Origin of the sequence: Micromonospora sp. NPDC051227, assembly GCF_044455385.1 — a bacterium.
Classification (GTDB): Bacteria; Actinomycetota; Actinomycetes; order Mycobacteriales; family Micromonosporaceae; genus Micromonospora.
The window spans coordinates 14,238-32,934 of the sequence record NZ_JBITET010000010.1 but is presented as its reverse complement, the minus strand read 5'-3'; the positions used below and the strand labels follow the sequence as shown (position 1 = coordinate 32,934).

Genomic DNA, 18,697 nt, shown 5'->3' with positions numbered 1-18,697 from the left:
GGCCGGGAAACCCGTTATCCCGCCAGACGGGAACGGACCGGACCGACCCCGGGAGCAAGGCCGGACCAACCCCGAAGCCAGGTCACGACAGGGCGAGGCGTCGCAGCGTACCGTCCGTCGCGACCTGGAAGACGTCGAGCTGGTTGGTGCCGGCGTGGAACAGCTTGTCGTCGGCGAGCAGCGCGGCGAACCGGCGTCCGCCGGGGTCGGCGGGCACCACCGGGACGACGGCCCCGATGCGGCCGTTGACGGCGACCGCAAGCAGGGTGCCGTCCGGGATCCGGTCCGGGACGTCGCCCCAGACGAGCGCCGGGAGGGTGCCGGTGTCCGGGTCCGTGGCGGTGAAGGCGGCCAGGTCGGCGACGCGGGCGCTGCCGGCGGCCGGGCCGGCGCGTACCTCGGTGCCGACCAGGGGGTGCGGTGTCGGCAGGGGTGGCGGGGTGGGCACGCCACCGGGGAAGGTGACCGGTTCGCCGGGGCGGTCGTAGAAGTGCTTCGTCCCGTCGGTGCGGGGGGCCTGCCGGGCGGAGCGCCCGTCGACAGGCCAGGGCAACCGGATGCCCGCCTCGTCGGCCACCGTCGGCAGCAGGTCGACGTGTTCCCAGTTGCGGTCGTCCACCCGGCCGGCCTGCTGCCGGGGTTCCTTGACGAACGTCGGCACCCAGGCGACCTCGCTGGCGGCGGCCTTGATGGCGTCCATGCCCCGGCCCTGGGCGCCGGGGCGGAAGCTGACCCCGTGGTCGGCGGTCACCACGACGAGGGCCTGGTCGTAGAGGCCGTTGGCGCGCAGCGTCCGCAGCGTCTCGCCGATCAGCCGGTCGGTGTAGCCGAGCTGGGCGAGGTGCCGCTGCCGGGCCAGGTCGACCCAGCCGGCACCGTCGTTGGGCAGGTCCTCGGGGGCGTCGTAGCGCGCCCCGGACGGCAGGTAGGCCCACGGTGAGTGGGGCATCAGCAGGTGCAGGAAGTGCAGGGTGGGCCGGGTCGACGGCTTCAGCCCGGCCAGGAAGCTGGTGAACCGGGCCGGTTGGTTGTCGTCCAGGCTGTCCCAGCGGAACTTCGGGTCGGCCGGCACGGGTTCGGCGGCGTCCAGGCCGGCCTCGGCGCGGGTCTGCTCGCGGTAGGAGTCTTCCGGGTCGACGGCGCTCTCCGTCGGCCCGGCGACCCGGCCGAGCAGCTTGCCGGTCTCCCGGACCAGCACGCCCAGCCCCTGTTCCGGCGTGACCGGCTGCTCGCAGCGACTGGGTGGGCAGAGCCGGGTGATGCTCTCCTCGGCGCGGATGTCGTACAGGCCGCCGAAGGCGGTGAAGATGTTGTCCGGGTACTGCGAGTAGTGCGGGGCGACCGGCTTGGCCGGGTAGCGGCCGGTGAGCATCGCCGGCAGCGCGTTGGGCGTCCACCCGCTGACCCCTGTGGAGTTGCGGTACCAGGTGGAGCCGCCGGCCAGCTCGGCGAAGTGCGGGTACCGCGCGGCGTCGACGTTCCCGTCCGCGCCGAGCAGGCTGACCAGTGGCAGCTCGTCGAGAATCAGCATGACCACCGGCGGGTGCACGGCCGAGCCCTGCGCTGTGCCGGCCGCCCCGCCGTCGCCGCGCGGCAGGACCACCGTCGAGGTGGGCGAGGCGAGCAGGAAGAGCGCCACGAAGGCCACCGGGCCGGCGGCGGCCAGTCGCAGCACCCGACCCGGCGCCCGCCACCGCCGGTGCGCGGCCGCGCCGGCGGCTCCGGCCAGCACCGCCACCAGCAGCAGCGGTACGCCCCGAAGTGGCGTCACGTGTCGGCCCACCTGCACGGCGAGGGCGGCGACCAGCAGCCCGACCAGTACGGTGTGGGTGAGGGCGCGGGCGGTCCGGCCGGCCAGTCGGCTGAGCGCCCCGAGCAGGGCCACCGCCGTCGTGGGGAGCACCGTCACCAGGGCGAGCAGCAGCAGGATCTGGGCCGGGTCGGCGCGGTGGAAGAGGAAGAAGTCGGGGCTGCGGCCGAGCACGTCCAGCAGTGGCTGGGTGACCACGAGACCGACCAGCGCGACGATCTCCAGCAGCCGGCCCAGCTCACCTCGCCAGCCCCGGTTCCACCGCGGTTCAACCACCCATCACCGTCCGGTAGAGCGTGCGGGTGCCCGAGGGCAGTTCCAGCCGGTCGGTGATCCGCCCCCGGGCGGCGAGCAACGTCTCGAAGGTGTCGCGTCGGTAGTCCGGGAAGAGGCCGGCGGGCTTGTTGGCAAGCAGCCGCGTCGCCATCGGGTCCTCCGGGTGCACGAACTCCACCACCACCGCGCCGCCCGACGCGGTCAGCCCAGCCAGCCAGTCGACGACCTCCGGCAGCGGCACGTTGCGCCCGATCGCCAGGTGGTGCACCACGGCCAGGGCGAGCACCACGTCGGCGGACGCCCGGTCGGCGAAGCCGGCCCGCTCGACGCCCCGCCAGCCGCCGCCCGGCGAGGGGTCGGCCAGGTCCAGCACCAACGGCAGGATGCGGCGCTGCCCCTCGGAGCGCAGCTGTCGGTACAGCTCGTCGACGACCGTGGGGTCCTGCTCGACGGCGACCACGTAGTCGGCGTGCCCGGCTGCCAGCCGGGAGTACCGGCCGTCGTTGGCGCCGAGGTCGAGCACCAGGCGGGGGCGGGTGCCGGCGGCCACCGCGACGGCCACGAACTGCTCCTTCGCCACCCGGTCGCGGGCCGAGTAGCCGCAGGTGCGTTGGTAGTCCGACCAGTGGCTTTCGGGCGGGCGGCGGTCCAGCTTGCGGACCAGTTTCTCGATGCCGCGTACGGTGGCGAGCAGCAGCTCCCGGGAGAAGCCGGCGGCCCGCAGTTGGTCGCGGACCTCGGTGGTGCTGGCGGTGGCGTTGCGTTGCTGCATGGCCCGGTGCAGGTGCAGGTGGGTCAGCACGCCGGGGCGCAGCCGGCGGGCACCGTTGAACAGTGGCCGTAGCTCGTCGGCCTCGATGCCGTCGACCCGGGCGCGCAGCCACGGTTGGAAGTCGACGCCCAGGTGGGCGGTGAGCATCAGCGGGTAGAGCACGGTCTGGCAGAACTGCCGGTAGCCGGCCCACGGTTCGCCGTCGCGGACCGGCTCGAAGGAGCCGATGTCGATGAAGACCGGTTGGGCGCCGCGCCACTGGAGGTTGTACGCCGAGCCGTCCTTCGTGGTGAAACCCTCGCCGAGCGCGGCGGTCAGGATCTCCAGGTGCAGCAGGGCGGCGTCGCGCAGCATGCTGAACGACCACTCGTACGGGTGGGAGACGAACGGGATGCGCTCGTGGCGCAGGACGGCCGCCCACGGTGTTCCGGTCGCGGCCGGCACCAGGGTGGGCGGGGCGTCCTCGGTGGCGCAGACCTTTTGCGCGGCGACGAGCGCCGGGAAGAACGTGCTGCCGCTCAGTGCCCGCCAGTGCTCGGCGGCCTGGGGGTCCAGCCCGCGCAGCACCTCGTCGCCGACGTGGAAGACCCGGTTGGCGGGGTCGCGGAAGGAGGCCGGCTCGGACCGTACCTCGGTGGGTGAGATCGCCATCGTCGGGGCTGGCCCGCTCAGCGCTGGTCGGTGGGTTGCCGGCGAAACCGGTCGACCAGCCGTCGCCAGTAGAGTTTCGCGGCGACCGCGGCGCCAGCCACCCCACCGACGACCGCCTGCACGATCAGGCTGCCGGACCCCGCGTCCAGGTAGGCCAGATGTTCCACCGATCGCTCCTTGCCTTCGCCGCCTCGACACCGGCGTCCCAGGGCGTACACCGATGAGGCTTTTGACCCAGAAAGCCGGACTTGTCCATCACCGTACGCCGGTCCCTGTCGCCGTCGCGGGCACATCGGCGTACTCCCAGCCTCGCCACAGAATGTGGCCGGGACCGGCCGATCCCGCCGGTACGCTGCGGACGTGCGCTGGATGATCGTGGACGCGCCGCTGGACTCCTCCGGAGCCGGGCGCGGCGAGGAGCGGGCCCCGGCCGCGCTGCGGCGGGCCGGCCTGCGCGAGGCCCTGTCCGCCGACGACGACGGGCGAATCGACGAGGCGCGGTTGCACGACCCGAACCGCGACCCGGCGAGCGGCGTGATCGGCGCGGCCGGCCTGGTCCGGGCCGGTGGGGCCATCGCCGCGCGGATCGGCGCGTTGATCGCGGACGGCCACCGACCACTGGTGCTCGGCGGCGACTGCGCGATCCTGCCCGGCATCTGCCGGGCCCTGCCCCCGGCGACCGACCTGTGGTTCGTCGACGCCCACCCGGACTTCTTCGACGGCAGAACCTCGCCGACCGGTGAGGCCGCCGACATGGATCTCTCGGTGGTCACCGGGTACGGCCCCGCCGCCGCTGTCGGCCCCGGCGGCGCGCTGATCGAGCCCGGTCGCGTCCACCTGCTCGGGCACCGCCCGGCAACCGACGAGAGCAGCCGGGTCGAGGCGGCCCGGATCGACCCGGCGATCCGCCAGGTCAACGCCGCCGAGTTGCGGCTCCGGGGCGCGGCGACGATCGGCGCGAGCCTCGCCGCCGACGGGGACGGGCCGGCCTGGCTGCACCTCGACCTGGACGTGGTGGACCCGCGCGACCTGCCCGCGGTGACCTACCCCGAGCCGGACGGGCCGCGCTGGGCCGACCTGATCGCGCTGGTCACGCCGTTGGCGCGCGCCGACCGGCTGCTCGGGATGAGCGTGACCGACCTGAACCCCGACGAGGACCCCGACGGGCGGCACACCCGCCGCGTCGTCGAGGTCCTCACCGAGATGCTGAGCGGCTGACCGGCGCCGGTGTGCCGTGCGCCGACTATGCGTCAGCCGTGGGATTGGGCAGCCGGACTGTGAACATCGTCCGACCTGGACGGCTCTGCACCTCGACAGTGCCGTGGTGGGCCTCCACCACGGCCGCGACGATGGCGAGGCCGAGGCCGGTGCTGCCGTGCGCGCGGGATCGGGAGCTGTCGCCCCGGGCGAACCGCTCGAACATCTCCGGTTGCAGCTCCACCGGCACCCCGGGCCCGTCGTCGGCGACGGTGAGCACAGCACTGGCGGCGTCGACGGCCAGTGTGGTGATGACCGTGCTGCCGGGCGGGGTGTGCACCCGGGCGTTGGTGAGCAGGTTCGCGATCACCTGGTGCAGACGGGCGGCGTCGCCCGGCACCCGGATCGCCACCTCGGGCAGTTCGAGTTGCCAGCGGTGTCCGGGACCGGCGACGTGCGCGTCGCTGACCGCGTCCACCACCAGGGCGGTCAGGTCGACCGGCTCGACAGCGAGCGGCCGGCCGGTGTCGAGACGGGCCAGCAGCAGCAGGTCGTCGACGAGGCTGGTCATCCGGGTGCTCTCCGACTCCACCCGGCGCAGCGCGTGCGCCACATCGGCGGGGACCTCGTCGCGGCCACGCCGGGCCACCTCGGCGTAGCCGCGGATCGCCGCGAGGGGCGTCCGCAGCTCGTGGCTGGCGTCGGCGACGAACTGGCGTACCCGGGTCTCGCTGGCCTGCCGGGCGCTGAGCGCGTCGGCGACGTGGCCCAGCATCCGGTTCAGCGCCACGCCGACCTGACCGACCTCGGTGCGCGGGTCGGTGTCGGCGGCAGGAACCCGGACGGCGAGCGCCACCTCGCCGCGGTCCAGGGGCAGCTCGGTGACCCGGGTGGCGGTGGCGGCCACCCGGTTGAGCGGTCGCAGGGTCGCCCGCACGATCAGCGCGCCCGCCACACCGGCGAGCAGCAGCCCGACCGCGGCCACCCCGACCTGTGCGGCGACCAGCGCCCAGACGGTCTCCTGGACGCCGGAGAGGGGGATCGCGACGACGCGTACCCGGCCGTCCCAGTACTGGCGGGCCACGGCCCGGTAGTCACCGCGATCGCCGAGGTCGACGGTGCGGGGTCTGGCGTCGACAGGTAGGTCCGCCAGCACGGCGACCTCCCCCACCGGGACGGACTGCTCGTCGGGGAACGGATCCGCGCTGGAGGCGCTGTCGGTCAGGGTCCGGGCGCTGGCCACCCGGCCGTCGGTGATCTCGGCGACCACCGCGCCGGACGGCAACCCGCGCGGGATACCCGGTCCGTTGCCGGGAAACGCCGGCCGTCCCGGCCGGTCGCCCCGCATGGCCGTCGCGGGGGCCAACTGGGCGTCGAGCCGGTCGATCAGGAAGTGCCGCAGCGCCACAGTGGTCAGGCCACCGATGGCGACGCTGACCAACGCCAGCAGCGCGAGCAGGGCGAACACCAGTCGGGTACGCAGGGAGCGCCCGGCCAGCCACCCGCGGGCGGCGCGCAGCGGGTGGCGCCTACTCGGCGGGTTTGAGGACATAACCCGCGCCGCGCAGCGTGTGGATCATCGGCGCGCGGCCGGCGTCGATCTTCTTGCGCAGGTACGAGATGTACAGCTCCACCACGTTGGCCTGGCCACCGAAGTCGTAGTTCCACACCCGGTCGAGGATCTGCGCCTTGCTGAGCACCCGGCGCGGGTTGCGCATCAGGTAACGCAGGAGCTCGAACTCGGTCGCGGTGAGGGTGACGAGCTGGCCGGCCCGCCGAACCTCGTGGCTGTCCTCGTCCAGGCTGAGGTCACCGACGGTCAGCACCGCCTCCTCCCGGGCGGCGATCGCCAACCCGGAGCGGCGCAGCAGCGCGCGCAGCCGGGCGATCACCTCCTCCAGGCTGAACGGTTTGGTGACGTAGTCGTCGCCGCCGACGGTCAACCCGGCGATGCGCTCCTCGACCGCGTCGCGGGCGGTCAGGAAGAGCACCGGCACGGTGGGGGCGTGCTCGCGCAGCCGGCGCAGCACCTGGAAGCCGTCCAGGTCGGGCAGCATCACGTCGAGCACCACGGCGTCCGGCTGGAACTGTCGGGCGGTGCCCAACGCGGCCATGCCGTTGCCGGCGGTGCGGACCTGCCAACCCTCGTAGCGCAGGGCCATCGACAGCAGGTCGGTGAGCGTGGGTTCGTCGTCGACCACCAGCACCCGGACGGGTTCACCGTCGGGGCGACGCAGCTCGATCCGGCTCGGCGCGGCCTGCCCGTTCATGACCATGGGCCCCATGGTGGCCGCCACGCCTGTGCCGCGCCCCTGCGGAAGCTGTGCGCGAGCTGTGCGGCGGGGCCGACGCGACGCCGGCGACACCACCGGTCAGCCCCGCCTCGTGGTCACTCGGACACCCCGTACGCGTCCGTGCGCACGAACCGCATGCTCCAGCCGCCGGCCCCGTCGGGCCGGTCGCGTTCGTAGAGGTGGTCGGGGCCGGGCTGCACCGAGCCCGTGCCGTCCGGGTGACGCATGATCCAACGCTGGGGCGGGGCGCCGTCCGACCCGGCCGGCAGCAGCCGGACCAGGCCGTCCGCGGGCCCACCGACGAAGCGTACGGTGACCTCGCTCATCGCACGTCCCCTCGGTGACCATGCCGGCACAATCGGTGACACCGGCTCTGGCTCGCAAGCTACCGCACCCACCGCCGTGGCGCAGCGAGGTGCGCGGGGCCGTCCGCCCCGAATCGGGCTCCGGTTTGCCCAGCTCGGCGCTCGGGTACCGCCACCTCACCACCCGCCGTCGGCGGGGCGAGAACGAGGAGTGGTCGATGCGGATGCTGGACGGGCGGTACCGGCTCGAACAGCGCATCGGTGTAGGCGGAATGTCCGAGGTGTGGCGGGCCTACGACCAGGTGCTGGACCGGCCGGTCGCGGTGAAGCTCCTCTCGCCCGGCCGTGACGATCGGGACGGCCCGGTGGACCGGATCCGGGCGGAGGCCCGGTCGGCTGCCCGACTGGAACACCCCAACGTGGCCAGCGTGCACGACTTCGGCACCTCCTCGACGTGGCCGGGCCGACCGGTGCCCTACATCGTCATGGAGCTGGCCGAGGGTGAGACGCTGGCCGTGCACCTGCGCGCCGGGCCGCTGGACTGGCAGATCGCGGTGCGGGTCTGCGCGGAGGTCGCCGCGGCGCTGGCCGCCGCGCACGCCGAGGGCATCGTGCACCGGGACGTCAAGCCGGCCAACGTCATGCTCACCCCGGCCGGGGTGAAGGTGCTCGACTTCGGCATCGCCATCGCCGCCGGTACGGCGGACCCGATGCCGACCGGGATGGTGCTGGGCACCCCGGCGTACCTGGCGCCCGAACAGCTGGACGAGGCACCGGCCACCCCTGCCGCCGACATGTACGCCCTCGGCGTGCTGCTCTACTACAGCCTCACCGCCCGCCTGCCCTACCGCGCGGCGACCGCCAGCGAACTGCTGCTCGTCCGCCGCCGTCGGCCGCCGGAGCCGCTGCCCGACATCGCCGGGCTCCCGCCGGAGGTCACCGAGCTGTGCCACTCCTGCCTCGCCGACGACCCCGAGCAGCGTCCGACCAGCCTGGTCGCCGCGCTGCTGCTGGCCGAGGCGGTGGACGCCCGGGTGTACGTGCCGATGACGATCCCGACGACCCGCCGGCCGGCCCCGACGTCGCCGTGGACCGAACGGGCCGCCGCGGAGGCCACCGAGGCGGTGGCGCTGGTGGACGAGCCGCACCTGCCCGCCGGGCGCTGACCGGGCGACCCACGGCGTTTCGCCGGGCGGCGAAGGGGAAGCCGGCCTGGTGAGCGACGGGAGAAACGCGATGCCGGATCAGAGTTCCTGGCTGCGTGAGGCCACAGCGACCGCCGAGGGCGGTCACGTACGCACCGACGATGGCGGGCTCTCCACCGCGCTGGCCTCACCGCTGGCGCCGCACTGCACCGGGTTGACCCCGGAACAGTTGCTGGCCGCGGCCTTCGCCTCGTGCCTGCATCACGCGGCGGTGGAGGTGGCCGGGGAGATCACCGACGAAGCGCACACCGTGCAGGTCCGCGCGGAGGCGAAGCTGGGGCGGGACAACGACGGCCGATACCGGGCCGACGTGCACGCGGAGATCTCCTCAGCCGGGCTGAGCCGAGATCAACTGGCCGACCTGGTCGAGTACGCCGACCGGCTCTGGCCGTTCTCCAGCGGCGACGCCAGCCGACACCGCCTGACCGTCACCCCAGCCGAGAACGGCCGACACTGACTCCACGCTCCAGGTCGTCGCCTGCCGCCCGCACGCCCGACCGCGCCGATCTTGCACTTTCGGTCGTCGATATGAGGGGGAATGCCTCCTATGTCGCGACAGCAAGTGCAAGATCGGCGAGGTGGGAGGTTTGGGGGGCCGGTTGGTGGAGGCGCGCCTCGGTTGTTCGGCTGAGTCCTGAGGGTGGCTAGGAGTGCGGCTGGCGGAGTGGCGGGGCGACCGAATTCACCCGGCAAGTCGGGAATAACCGTCTGGGGTGATCCGCGAGGTTGATCAGCTTGGCTCAGCTTTTGCCCACTAGAGTCGGCATGATCAGGGCAAATTGTGGCGCATGCCACCGTACGGGGTGGTGGCATCGGGCATTTGGCTCTTTAGCCTCGGCAGGTGCATCCCGACGACCCCTCCGCCCAGAAGCTGACCGACGCGCGCCCGAGCACCTCCTCGGACGACGCCGCATCAACCGAACGGACGATCGGCCGTCACCGCGCTCCCGACCCGTCGCGGCGTGGCCTGCTGGGCTCAACCCCGGTGCGGGTGGCGCTGGCCACCGGTGTCACCTGCTGCCTCAGCCTCGTCGCGGTCGCCACCGCCCGAGGCAACGACGACACCCCCCGTACGGTCGAGCCGCTCGCCGAGGCGGTGGCCGACCGCGCCGCCATCGCCGACGAGCGCGCCTCCCGGTCACTGGATCGCGACGCCGCCCCCGCCCGGATCCTGCCCAGCCCGACGGCGAAGCCCACGCCCACTCCCACCGCAGTCCGCAAGGCGCCCAAGAAGCCGGTCAAGCCCCGCCGCCCCCGGCCGGTCGCCGGCCTCGACCAGGCACAGATGGACAACGCGAAGATCATCGTGGACGTCGGCCTGGAGATGAAGATGCCGCGCCGCGCCCTGGTGGTGGCACTGTCCACCGCCATGCAGGAGAGCAACCTCTACAACCTGGCCAGCGACGTCCTCCCGGAGTCGGCGGAGTTTCCGAACCAGGGCAGCGGCTCCGACCACGACTCGGTCGGGTTGTTCCAGCAGCGGCCCAGCAGCGGCTGGGGCACGGTGGCCCAGCTGATGCGCCCGTCGTACGCCGCGCGGGCCTTCTACACGGCGCTCAACGAGATCCCGGGCTGGCAGGGCATGAGCGTCACCGCCGCCGCCCAGGCCGTGCAGATCTCCGCCTACCCCGACGCGTACGCCCAGCACGAGGACCGGGCGACCACCGTCGCGGCGGCGCTCACCGCCTGAGCCAGGCACCCACGCCCGCGCGTCTCAGCGGCGGCCCGGCGGTGGCTCCGCGCCCGCGTCCGGGCCGCCGACCCCGACCCGGCTGCCCGACACCGCAGCGGCTGCGGTGGGGGTGTCGGCGGGCACCTGGTCGACCGTCACCTGGCTGAGGATCTCGTCCACCCGCACCTCGCGCCGTCGGCGAGCGTCCAGCGCCGCCTCGAAGTCACGTCGGGCCTGCACGGCCTCCGCGTACGCCCGCTCCCGCACCCGTCGGGCCTCCTCGCGGGCCTCGTCCAGCTCGGCGCGGGCCTGGGCCAGGATCTCGGCGGCCTCGGGCCGCACCGCGTCATCGGCGTACCGGAAAGCGGCGACGTCGCCCAGGTCGAGTCGCTGCAGGAGCCCGCTGAGCCAGGCTGCCTCCTGGCGGATCTCGTCCCACTCCCGGGCCTGCCCGGCCGCGCCCTCGGCCCGCGCCGCGAGCCGGGACAGCCGGATTCCCAACTCGTCCAGGCAGTAATCCACCTGTCGCTGGTCGTAACCGGTTTCAACGATGGAGAACCTCATACTGTCGCCCCCCAGGCAGCTGCTGTTACTTCCCCACCTGGATCCTCGGCCGCGACCGCTCGCGCCGAGGGGGTTCGGGGAAAATGTTCAGCATGCGCGCGGGTGGCGCGGGCCTCAGGTGCGCTTGGGCAGCACGACGACCCGGCCGAAGAACTCGTCGATGCGGCGAACCACGTCGTTGAAGTCGTCCAGGTCGATCGGCTTGGTGACGTACGCGTTGGCCTGCAACGTGTAACTGCCGACGATGTCGGTGTCGGCGTTGGAGGTGGTCAGCACGACGATCGGGATGGTCCGCAGATCCTCGTCCTGCTTGACCGCCCCGAGCACCTGCCGACCGTCCATCCGCGGCATGTTCAGATCCAGCAGGATCACGTCCGGTCGGCGGGCCTGCTCGTGTCGGCCCTCGGCGCGAAGGAACTCCATCGCCTCCTCGCCGTCGCTCACCACGTCGATGATCTTGTCGACGTCGGAGTCCGCCAGCGCCTCCTCGATCATCAGCACATCACCCGGGTCGTCGTCGACCACCAGGATGCGTACCGGCTGCGGGCTGTCTACGCCCATCACTACCTGCCTCGGAGTCGACGGGGACGGGACCCTGACGGTCACCGCGTTGGCGGGGAAATGCTGGCGGGGAAATCTAGCCCATCAGGAGGCACGGCGGGACGCGGGGTCGACCGACTCCGGTTCGTAGCGCAACACGTCGGCGAGGCCGGTCACGCGCAGCACCCGCTCGACCCGCCCGTGGGCGCCGGTGAGCCGGAGCCACCCCCCGTCGGCCGCCGCCTGATTGTCACCCCGGACGAACACGGCCATCCCGGTGGAGTCACAGAACGTGAGGTCGGTCAGGTCGAGCAGCACCCGGGTCTCGCCCGCCGCGGTGAGCCGGTCGATCGCGGCCGTCAGCTCGGGGGCGGTGCTCAGGTCCAGCTCGCCCACGAGCCGCAGGCAGGCGCCACCACCGTCGCGCTCGACGTAGTTGACGCTGAACGTCACCGTTCTCCCCCTCGCTCCACCTTCCGGTGGACGTTTGCAGTCCGGCAAGTATACGCAGAACTGAGTCGTCCGCCGCCGAGCGCGGTGATCGACCCGGATGCCACCGGCCGGTCGATCAGCGGGACCCGCCGGGCAGCGCCGCGCATCCCAGCACCAGCGACCGCGCCGCCCGTGGGAAGTCCCGCAACGCGGCGGCGTAGTGCTCCAGCGGCAGGACGACCGCCCCGGCCGGCACCCCACGACTGCCCAGAACCCCCGACAGCCACCCCACGAACTCGGTGAACAACGAGGGGTCGTCGACGTAGACCGCCGCGGCCAGGAAATCCACTATGTGGCCCAAATCGCTCACCGTCGCGTCGAGCTGCGCGGCGGTGTACGCCCGTGCCGCCGGCACCCGCTCCCGCAGCTCCGCCAACGCGCTGTCGATCAGCTCACCGCGACGGCGCACCAGGCCGGCGTACTCGTCGTCGGCCAGGTGGGCCAGCCGCGCCGGCGGCGCCGCGCGCAGCGCCCGCTCGTCGGCGATCAGCTCGGCCGCCGAGGGCGCGTCCGACGCCCAGGCCACTCCGAGCCGGCGCGCCCACCGGCCGTCCGTGCCGAACCCACGCCCGCCGACCACCACCGGCACGTCCGAGCGGCGGCAGGCCTCGATCATCCGGTGGGCGTACGGCAGGCGCATCGGCAGCGCGCACGCCAGCGCGACCGCGTGCGCGTCGTAGCGGTGCAGATACGACACGAGGTGCGCCGCGGGGACGCTGGCGCCCAGGAAGGTCACCTGCCACCCGCGTAACCGCAGCACCTCGGCCACCAGCCGGGGCGGCAGCGCGTGCCACTCGCCGTCCATGCAGGCGACCACGACCCGGCCGCCGGTCGGCCGCGCTTTGACATGCGCGGAGACCGCCGCCACCACCTGCTCGCTGATGTGGGTGGCCGCGTGCTCCTGGGCGACGCTCCACTCGTTGCGCGCCCACCGCTCGCCCACCTCGGCCTGGGCGGGCGCGACCAGGTCGAGCAACACCCGCTCCGCCGGGACGCCCGCGTCGAGCAGGCCGATCGCCAGGTCGGTCGCGGCGTACTCGTCGGCCTCGGCGAGGTGGTCCAGGTACCCGGAGTACGCAGCGCCGAGGTCGGTGGTGGCCGTGGCGGCGGTCACGCGTCAGACTCCTCTGTCTGATCGATGCCGGCGGGCACCGAGTGCAGGTGCCGCGCCCCGCGCCCGCTCAGGCCGGCCGCCCGCAGCGCCAGCACGGCGATGTCGTCGTGGTCGCCTTGCGCCAACCAGTCGCAGGTGATTTGCTCGACCCGTTCGGCCAGGGCCGGCGCGGGCATCCGCTGGCAGCCGGTCAGCGCCGTGACCAGCCGCTCGGGGCCGAACTGCTCGTTTCCGCGCCGACCGCCCCGTGCCTCGGTCACGCCGTCGCTGTAGAGCAGGCAGGTCTCGCCCGGCGCCAGCCGCACGGTCACCTCCCCGACGCGTGGGTCGGGGACGACCCCGATCAGCATGCCGCGTAGCGGCACCGTCTCCACCTCACCGGAGGCGCGGAGCACCAGTGGTGGCAGGTGCCCGCCGCCGGCCATGGTGAGGGTGAGGCCGCCGTCGCGCTCCGGGCGGGCCACACCCAGCACGATCGTGGCGAAGCGGCCCTGGCCGTGCGCCTGGGTCGTCTCCAGCAACGCGTCGTTGAGCAGCCGCAGCAACCGCGCCGGGTTCGACTCCAACCGGTGCAGCGCCTGGAGGCACTGGCGCAGTTGACCGGTGAAGACGGCGGCTTCGACGCCCTTGCCCGACACGTCACCGAGGAAGAACACCGAACCACCGTCGGTGAGCCGGTGCGAACCGTAGAAGTCGCCGCCGATGCGCAGCCCCGCCTGCGCGGGCCGGTACGCGGTGCCCCACTGCACACCGACGGCCTCGACCGGCTCGACCGGCACCAGGCTGGCCTGGAGGGTGTCGGCCACCTCCGCCTGGTCGCGGTAGAGCAGCGCGGTGGTCAACGCGGCGCCGGCGCGGGCCGCGAACGCGCGGACCAGCTCCACGTCGTCCTCGTCGTACCAGCGGCTGGCGCGACGGGCCACCAGCAGCACACCGACCGGCGCGTCGCGGCCCGGCAGCGGGACGACCCGGGCGGCGCTGTCGGTGCCGGCCAGCCAACCGGCGTCGACCGCCTGCTCGACCAGCCAGTCCACCGCGTGCGGCTCGGCCCCGGTCAACCCGTCGGCGATGGCGGTCGGCAGCTCGCCGCCAGCCAGCACGCCGCTGTCCACCGTCAGCACCTCGTCGTCGGTGTGCGAGGCCCGCCACCAGCGGGCGCGTCCGCCCCGCGGGGCGATCACCAGCACCGCCACCTCGGCCAGGGTCGGCACGGCGAGTCGGACGACCGCGGCGGCCGCCCGGTCGGGGTGCAGTGGGTTGCCCAGCTTGTCGCCGACCACGGCCAGGAATGCCGAGCGGGCCCGTTCGGCGAGCAGCGCGTCGGCGCGGCTGACGCTGTCGGTGACGTCCTCGACGTACCAGCAGCAGCGGTCACCGGAGAGCGGCACCTGGCGCGCGGTGAGCCGGCGCCCGCGATGGGTGAAGCTCCCGGGGACGCCTTCGCTCAACCCGGGCACACCGGCCGCGCCGAGCAGCTCGCCGGGCGTCACCTCGGGCAGCAACCCCTCAGCCACCGGGCTGACGTGTCGTACGACGCCATCGGCGTCGCAGACCACCAGGCCCTCCCGGAAGTGCTCGACGACCTCTAACCAGTCGGGCGCGGCCTGCCCCCGGTCGGGGGCCAGCGGCGGCGGGGCCGCGGTGGCGCGGCGAACGTCGGCGGACCACGCCGAGGGCCGTGTCGTGCTCGGCGTGGAGAGCCGTCCGTCGCCCGGGTCCCAGTCCCTGACGTCGGAAGCAGTCACCAGCTGAGCCTCACTCCTTGTCGTTCACCGAACCCGTACCGGAACCGGCGTCCACTGTCAAAACTCTCCAGCCACCCTACGCCGCAACCCGGAAGGCGGCATCTCACGGCAGGTGGCGGGCACCGCTGCGGCGAGGGGTGTTGGACCAGGGACACGGGGGCGCTTCGCCGCTCCCGCTTTGCGTTTTGTCGCTCGACAAGGAAAATGGTGGGATGCCCGACCAGCTGTTGACCATCGAGACAACCCGGCTCGCCGCCGGGAACGTCCGACTCCGGCTGACCGGATCGGGGTCAGCCCTCAGCTTCAGCGGATGCTGGACCGCACAGGCCTGAGCGAGTTGCTGGCCGAGGCGTACGCCGACGACGACGTGCGCGCCATCGGCTGACCCGTCGGCCACCCCCGGAAAGCGAAACGGGGTGGCCCCCGACCCTGGGACCTGGGGTCGGGGGCCGGAGGAATGTCTAGGGTGCCGTCATCGGCTGGAGCCGGGGGCCGTCCTCACGCAGCTCGCCGCTCGGGGTCTCATCGACGTCCTCGGGCTCCCCCGAATCGGGCGTCTGGTACAGGTAGCGGACGAACTGCCCACCCGCCTCGTTGTCGTCCGCGCCGGGCCACTGACCGATGCAGTCCATGCCGATCACCTCGCGGCCGGTCCCGTCGGCCTCCTCCAGCAGCGCCCACAGGCTGACCGGGTAACACCTGGTGACCTCGGGTGTGAGCTGCCAGCGCGCGTACCAGCCGGGTCGAGCGGGGACGATCTCGACAACTTCCTTCATGACGACCTTCCTTCCGCGTACCTCGGAAGAACTCCGGTCCTGAGCCGATCGTGCGGGCCGTGCGGGTGAGCACCCCTCACCCCGGCCGGATGAAGCGCGGACGAAGGCTGGGGCGACCCGGCCAGCAGTCGCCGTTTCCTTCTCGGCGACGGCGGGAAGGCGACTGGCGCAGCCACGATCCCCAGCGGAAGGGATGCCACCATGCGCAAGCAGATGGAGGGCGACAACCAGCGGCGCCGGGCTCTGGCCCGGCAGGCCCGCGAACAGAGTCGCCAGCCCAGTGAGGTCGGCGCCAGCCTGAGCGCGACCAAGCAGATCACGAGCCTCGAGGCGGGTAAGCGAGCCGGCCCACCGGCGGCCGGAGCCCGCAAACCGGACAGCACTCGCGGCGGCCCGGCACCGCCGCCGGTCGGTAGCGCCGACAATCCGCGGCCCCAGCCGTCCCCGCCGAGCGGCGCGGCCGGTGTACGCAGCATGGGCTACCACGACCTGGTCGACGAGGTACGGCGTCGCGCCGGGGTCGACTTCAAGACGGCCAAGGTGGGCACCGAGGCGACCGTGCTGGTCCTCGCGTTCGCCCTGGACGCCGGCGAGCGGCAACGGCTGCTCGCCGCGGTGCCGGCGTCGCTGCACGACGTCCTGCCGGTCGACGGCATCGAGCGGCACAGGGACCTGCCCGGCTTCCTGGCCGAGGTGGGCCGGATCAGCGGCAACACCCCGGAGCAGGCCCGGTACCAGGCGGAGGCGACGATGGCCGCGCTCGCCGAGCAGGACGGCGACCTGGTCGAGTCGTTGCACGTACCCGACGGGTTGCGCGACCTGCTGAACCCGCCGGAAGCCGGCGGCGGCCTGGTGGGCGCCTCCACCACCACACCCACCCTGGACGCCGACGAGATCAACGCGGCGCTGGACGATCTGCCCTACTGGGCGGGCGACAGCCAGGGCCTCTACCGGGTGGTCGCGCTGCCGCCGGACAACCTGGACCGGGTGCTCGCCCGGCTCGACCGGCTGCGCCAGGACAACGGCCGCGGCCCGAGCATCGGGCGTCCGGGAGACACCGCCGCCGTGTTGACCGTACGGACCAACCAGGCCAACGGGGTCACCGCGCTCGACGTGGACCTCGCCCGCCAGATCGATGACGCGATCGACGAGGTGGGGGCCGGGATGGCCGGCGGCTGACCGGCTACCGCGACATCTGCGGGCCGGCGGGCCGGGGGCAACCCCGCTCCGCCGGCCCGTCCGCCGTGCCGGGCCACCGCCCGGGTGGACGGTGGGCTCGACTAGCGTGCCGAACATGAACCGCGCCGCCGACCGGCTGGAACTGGTCGCCGACCCGGTCCGCCGGACCGGGCGGACACTGCTGTCCGCCGGGGTCGAGCAGTCGTACGTGGATGTCGAGGATCCCCGCCACCTGCACTTCGAGTACGTCCGGCGGATCGCCTCGGCGGTGGACGTAGCGGCCCCGGCCGGCGCGCCGCTGAGCGTCCTGCACCTGGGTGGCGGCGCGTTGACGCTGCCCCGCTGGCTGGCCGCCACCCGGCCCGGCTCCCCGCAACGGGTCGTCGAGCGGGACGCGGCGGTGGTCGAGCTGGTGGCCCGGGAGTTGCCCCCGTTGCCGCCGCAGGTGCGGGTGGAGGTCGCGGACGCCCGGGACGCCCTGACCGCCACCCCGGACGGCCGCTACGACCTGGTGATCGCCGACATCTACCGGGCGGCCCGGATGCCCCGGCACGTGCGCACCGTCGAGTTCGCCGCCGAGGTGGCCCGCGCCCTGCGCCCCGACGGGTTGTACCTGGTCAACGTCACGGACCTGCCGCCACTGGTGGGCACCCGGGTGCAGGTGGCCACGTTGCGGGCGGTCTTCGCCGACGTGTGCGTGGTCGGCGACCGGCGGATGCTGCGCGGCCGAAGGTACGGCAACCTGGTGCTGGCCGCGACCTCCCGCCCCGGCGGGCTGCCGGTGGCCCGGCTGGCGGTGGCCGCCCTGCGCGACCCGGTGCCCGGCGGGCTGCTGCACGCCGGCGCGCTCGACACGTTCGTCGCCGGTGCCCGCCCCGTCAGCGACGCGGACGACAACTCCCGCCACTGATCGCCGTTGTGCCCGCAATGCCTGGTTTCCGACGGCGCGCGCGGGGAAGGCCCGCCGGATGAGCGACGTCGACGATCGGGCGACCGGCCGCCGGACTCTGATCGTGATCGGTCTGGTGCTGGCGACAGCGCTCGCGCTGGGCTTCGTGTACGCGACCCGGCGGGTGCTGGTCTGGGCGGTCGTCGCCGCGTTCTTCGCCGTCGCACTCAAACCCCTCGTCGACCGGCTGCAACGCCGCTTCGTCCGGCGTCGGGCGCTGGCCACCCTGCTGGTGTTCCTCGCCGCGTTCGTGCTGCTGGCGATCCTGGCCGCGCTCATCCTGGTGCCGTTGTTCGGGGAGTTGGGTCGTTTCGCCGACCGGGCGCCCGAGCTGCTGCGGGAGGCCCGCGCCGGACGGGGCCCGGTGGGGCAGGTGCTGGAGCGCACCGGGGCACGACGTTACGTCAGCGAGCACTCCGAACAGCTGCGCGACCTCGGCGGCCGGCTGCGTCAACCCGCGGTCGGTGTGCTGCGCGGCGTCATCGAGTCGGTCGCCGGGCTGGTCACGGTCATCGTGCTCGCGTACCTCATGGTGTTGGAGGCGCCGCGGATCACCCGCGGCGTGCTCGCGGCGGCCGGGGACGGTCAGGGCGAGCGACTGCGCCGGGTGGGCCGGGAGGTGTCGCGCACCGTCACCGGCTATCTCACCGGGAACCTGCTGATCAGCGTGATCTGCGGGCTGTTGACCTACGCGGTGCTGGCCCTCACCGGGGTGCCCTTCGCGGCCGTGATCGCCCTGCTGGTGGCGGTCGCCGACCTGATACCGCTGGTCGGGGCGACCCTCGGCGCGGTGATCGCGGCCGGCGCCGCCTTCCTGCACTCCCCCACCGCCGGGGTGGTGGTTCTGGTCTTCTTCGTGGTCTACCAACAGCTGGAGAACCACCTGCTCCAGCCGCTCATCCTGTCCCGCGCGGTCCGGCTGAACCCGTTGACCGTGCTGGTCAGCGTGCTGCTCGCGGCGGAGCTGGCCGGTCTGCTCGGCGCGCTACTGGCCATCCCCGCCGCCGGCATCATCCAGGCCCTGCTGCGCGAGTACGGCCCGCGCCGGCTCCGGCCCGCGCCGCCGGCCGGTCCGGCCGCGCGGTCCGCGCGGCCGGCCGGCCCGACCGACTGACCGTCGCGGCCGGCCTGCTCCGCGACGACGTGGCCGGGGCCC

19 protein-coding genes are annotated in these 18,697 nt (G+C 73.6%); 7 read left to right on the top strand and 12 right to left on the bottom strand.

Annotation, left to right across the window (positions count from 1 at the left end; all coding sequences use genetic code 11):
* Positions 1-82: 82 nt before the first annotated feature.
* From ACIA47_RS23010 to ACIA47_RS23000, 3 genes are read right to left on the bottom strand one after another with little or no spacing between them, the layout of a single operon-like run.
* The gene (locus ACIA47_RS23010; protein ID WP_396710545.1) at positions 83-2,086 is read right to left on the bottom strand and encodes a sulfatase-like hydrolase/transferase; all 2,004 of its coding nucleotides are present in this window, start codon (positions 2,084-2,086) and stop codon (positions 83-85) included.
* Positions 2,079-3,509 carry a methyltransferase gene (locus ACIA47_RS23005; protein ID WP_203121670.1) on the bottom strand — a complete coding sequence of 477 codons (1,431 nt, stop codon included), beginning with the start codon at positions 3,507-3,509 and terminating at the stop codon, positions 2,079-2,081. The genes ACIA47_RS23010 and ACIA47_RS23005 overlap by 8 nt, the downstream gene beginning before the upstream one ends.
* Positions 3,510-3,526: 17 nt before the next feature.
* The gene (locus ACIA47_RS23000) at positions 3,527-3,676 is read right to left on the bottom strand and encodes a hypothetical protein (protein WP_165947858.1); all 150 of its coding nucleotides are present in this window, start codon (positions 3,674-3,676) and stop codon (positions 3,527-3,529) included.
* Positions 3,677-3,878: 202 nt separating this feature from the next.
* Between ACIA47_RS23000 and ACIA47_RS22995 the strand changes: the two genes are divergently transcribed.
* The gene (locus ACIA47_RS22995; protein ID WP_238411127.1) at positions 3,879-4,727 is read left to right on the top strand and encodes an arginase family protein; all 849 of its coding nucleotides are present in this window, start codon (positions 3,879-3,881) and stop codon (positions 4,725-4,727) included.
* Between the two features lie 25 nt (positions 4,728-4,752).
* Here the strand turns inward: ACIA47_RS22995 and ACIA47_RS22990 are convergent, their stop codons facing one another.
* The 3 genes from ACIA47_RS22990 to ACIA47_RS22980 all read right to left on the bottom strand — a co-directional run bounded on the left by ACIA47_RS22990 (position 4,753) and on the right by ACIA47_RS22980 (position 7,326).
* The gene (locus ACIA47_RS22990) at positions 4,753-6,258 is read right to left on the bottom strand and encodes a sensor histidine kinase (RefSeq protein ID WP_396710542.1); all 1,506 of its coding nucleotides are present in this window, start codon (positions 6,256-6,258) and stop codon (positions 4,753-4,755) included.
* Positions 6,236-6,976 (bottom strand): response regulator transcription factor, encoded by a 741-nt coding sequence (locus ACIA47_RS22985; RefSeq protein WP_372494781.1) that lies wholly within the window; start codon positions 6,974-6,976, stop codon positions 6,236-6,238. The genes ACIA47_RS22990 and ACIA47_RS22985 overlap by 23 nt, the downstream gene beginning before the upstream one ends.
* A gap of 119 nt (positions 6,977-7,095) precedes the next feature.
* The gene (locus ACIA47_RS22980) at positions 7,096-7,326 is read right to left on the bottom strand and encodes a hypothetical protein (RefSeq protein ID WP_203121664.1); all 231 of its coding nucleotides are present in this window, start codon (positions 7,324-7,326) and stop codon (positions 7,096-7,098) included.
* 197 nt (positions 7,327-7,523) lie between these two features.
* On the opposite strand from ACIA47_RS22980, the gene ACIA47_RS22975 reads away from it, so the two are divergent.
* The 3 genes from ACIA47_RS22975 to ACIA47_RS22965 all read left to right on the top strand — a co-directional run bounded on the left by ACIA47_RS22975 (position 7,524) and on the right by ACIA47_RS22965 (position 10,200).
* A complete protein-coding gene (locus ACIA47_RS22975; protein ID WP_396710540.1) occupies positions 7,524-8,471 on the top strand; it encodes a serine/threonine-protein kinase in 948 nt (315 codons plus the stop codon).
* A gap of 70 nt (positions 8,472-8,541) precedes the next feature.
* Positions 8,542-8,967 (top strand): OsmC family protein, encoded by a 426-nt coding sequence (locus ACIA47_RS22970; protein ID WP_030332593.1) that lies wholly within the window; start codon positions 8,542-8,544, stop codon positions 8,965-8,967.
* Positions 8,968-9,351: 384 nt separating this feature from the next.
* The gene (locus ACIA47_RS22965) at positions 9,352-10,200 is read left to right on the top strand and encodes a hypothetical protein (protein ID WP_203121662.1); all 849 of its coding nucleotides are present in this window, start codon (positions 9,352-9,354) and stop codon (positions 10,198-10,200) included.
* A gap of 24 nt (positions 10,201-10,224) precedes the next feature.
* On the opposite strand, the gene ACIA47_RS22960 is transcribed toward ACIA47_RS22965, so the two are convergent.
* The 6 genes from ACIA47_RS22960 to ACIA47_RS22935 form a co-directional block, all read right to left on the bottom strand.
* Positions 10,225-10,746, bottom strand: coding sequence for an ATPase (locus ACIA47_RS22960; protein WP_396710538.1), 522 nt, complete (start codon positions 10,744-10,746; stop codon positions 10,225-10,227).
* A 114-nt stretch (positions 10,747-10,860) separates the two neighbouring features.
* Positions 10,861-11,307 (bottom strand): response regulator, encoded by a 447-nt coding sequence (locus tag ACIA47_RS22955; protein WP_112587610.1) that lies wholly within the window; start codon positions 11,305-11,307, stop codon positions 10,861-10,863.
* Between the two features lie 84 nt (positions 11,308-11,391).
* Positions 11,392-11,739: an STAS domain-containing protein gene (locus ACIA47_RS22950; RefSeq protein ID WP_203123253.1), complete on the bottom strand. Its 348-nt coding sequence runs from the start codon at positions 11,737-11,739 to the stop codon at positions 11,392-11,394.
* 115 nt (positions 11,740-11,854) lie between these two features.
* Entirely contained in the window at positions 11,855-12,892 is a 1,038-nt protein-coding gene (locus ACIA47_RS22945; RefSeq protein ID WP_396710535.1) for a B12-binding domain-containing protein, read from the bottom strand.
* A complete protein-coding gene (locus ACIA47_RS22940; RefSeq protein WP_396710533.1) occupies positions 12,889-14,637 on the bottom strand; it encodes a PP2C family protein-serine/threonine phosphatase in 1,749 nt (582 codons plus the stop codon). The genes ACIA47_RS22945 and ACIA47_RS22940 overlap by 4 nt, the downstream gene beginning before the upstream one ends.
* Positions 14,638-15,098: 461 nt before the next feature.
* Positions 15,099-15,413: a hypothetical protein gene (locus tag ACIA47_RS22935; protein ID WP_203123257.1), complete on the bottom strand. Its 315-nt coding sequence runs from the start codon at positions 15,411-15,413 to the stop codon at positions 15,099-15,101.
* A 201-nt stretch (positions 15,414-15,614) separates the two neighbouring features.
* On the opposite strand from ACIA47_RS22935, the gene ACIA47_RS22930 reads away from it, so the two are divergent.
* The 3 genes from ACIA47_RS22930 (at position 15,615) to ACIA47_RS22920 (ending at position 18,655) form a co-directional block, all read left to right on the top strand.
* The gene (locus ACIA47_RS22930; protein ID WP_203123258.1) at positions 15,615-16,592 is read left to right on the top strand and encodes a DUF2267 domain-containing protein; all 978 of its coding nucleotides are present in this window, start codon (positions 15,615-15,617) and stop codon (positions 16,590-16,592) included.
* Between the two features lie 115 nt (positions 16,593-16,707).
* Positions 16,708-17,502 (top strand): fused MFS/spermidine synthase, encoded by a 795-nt coding sequence (locus ACIA47_RS22925; protein ID WP_203123259.1) that lies wholly within the window; start codon positions 16,708-16,710, stop codon positions 17,500-17,502.
* Between the two features lie 58 nt (positions 17,503-17,560).
* The gene (locus ACIA47_RS22920) at positions 17,561-18,655 is read left to right on the top strand and encodes an AI-2E family transporter (protein WP_396710530.1); all 1,095 of its coding nucleotides are present in this window, start codon (positions 17,561-17,563) and stop codon (positions 18,653-18,655) included.
* Positions 18,656-18,697: the final 42 nt, after the last annotated feature.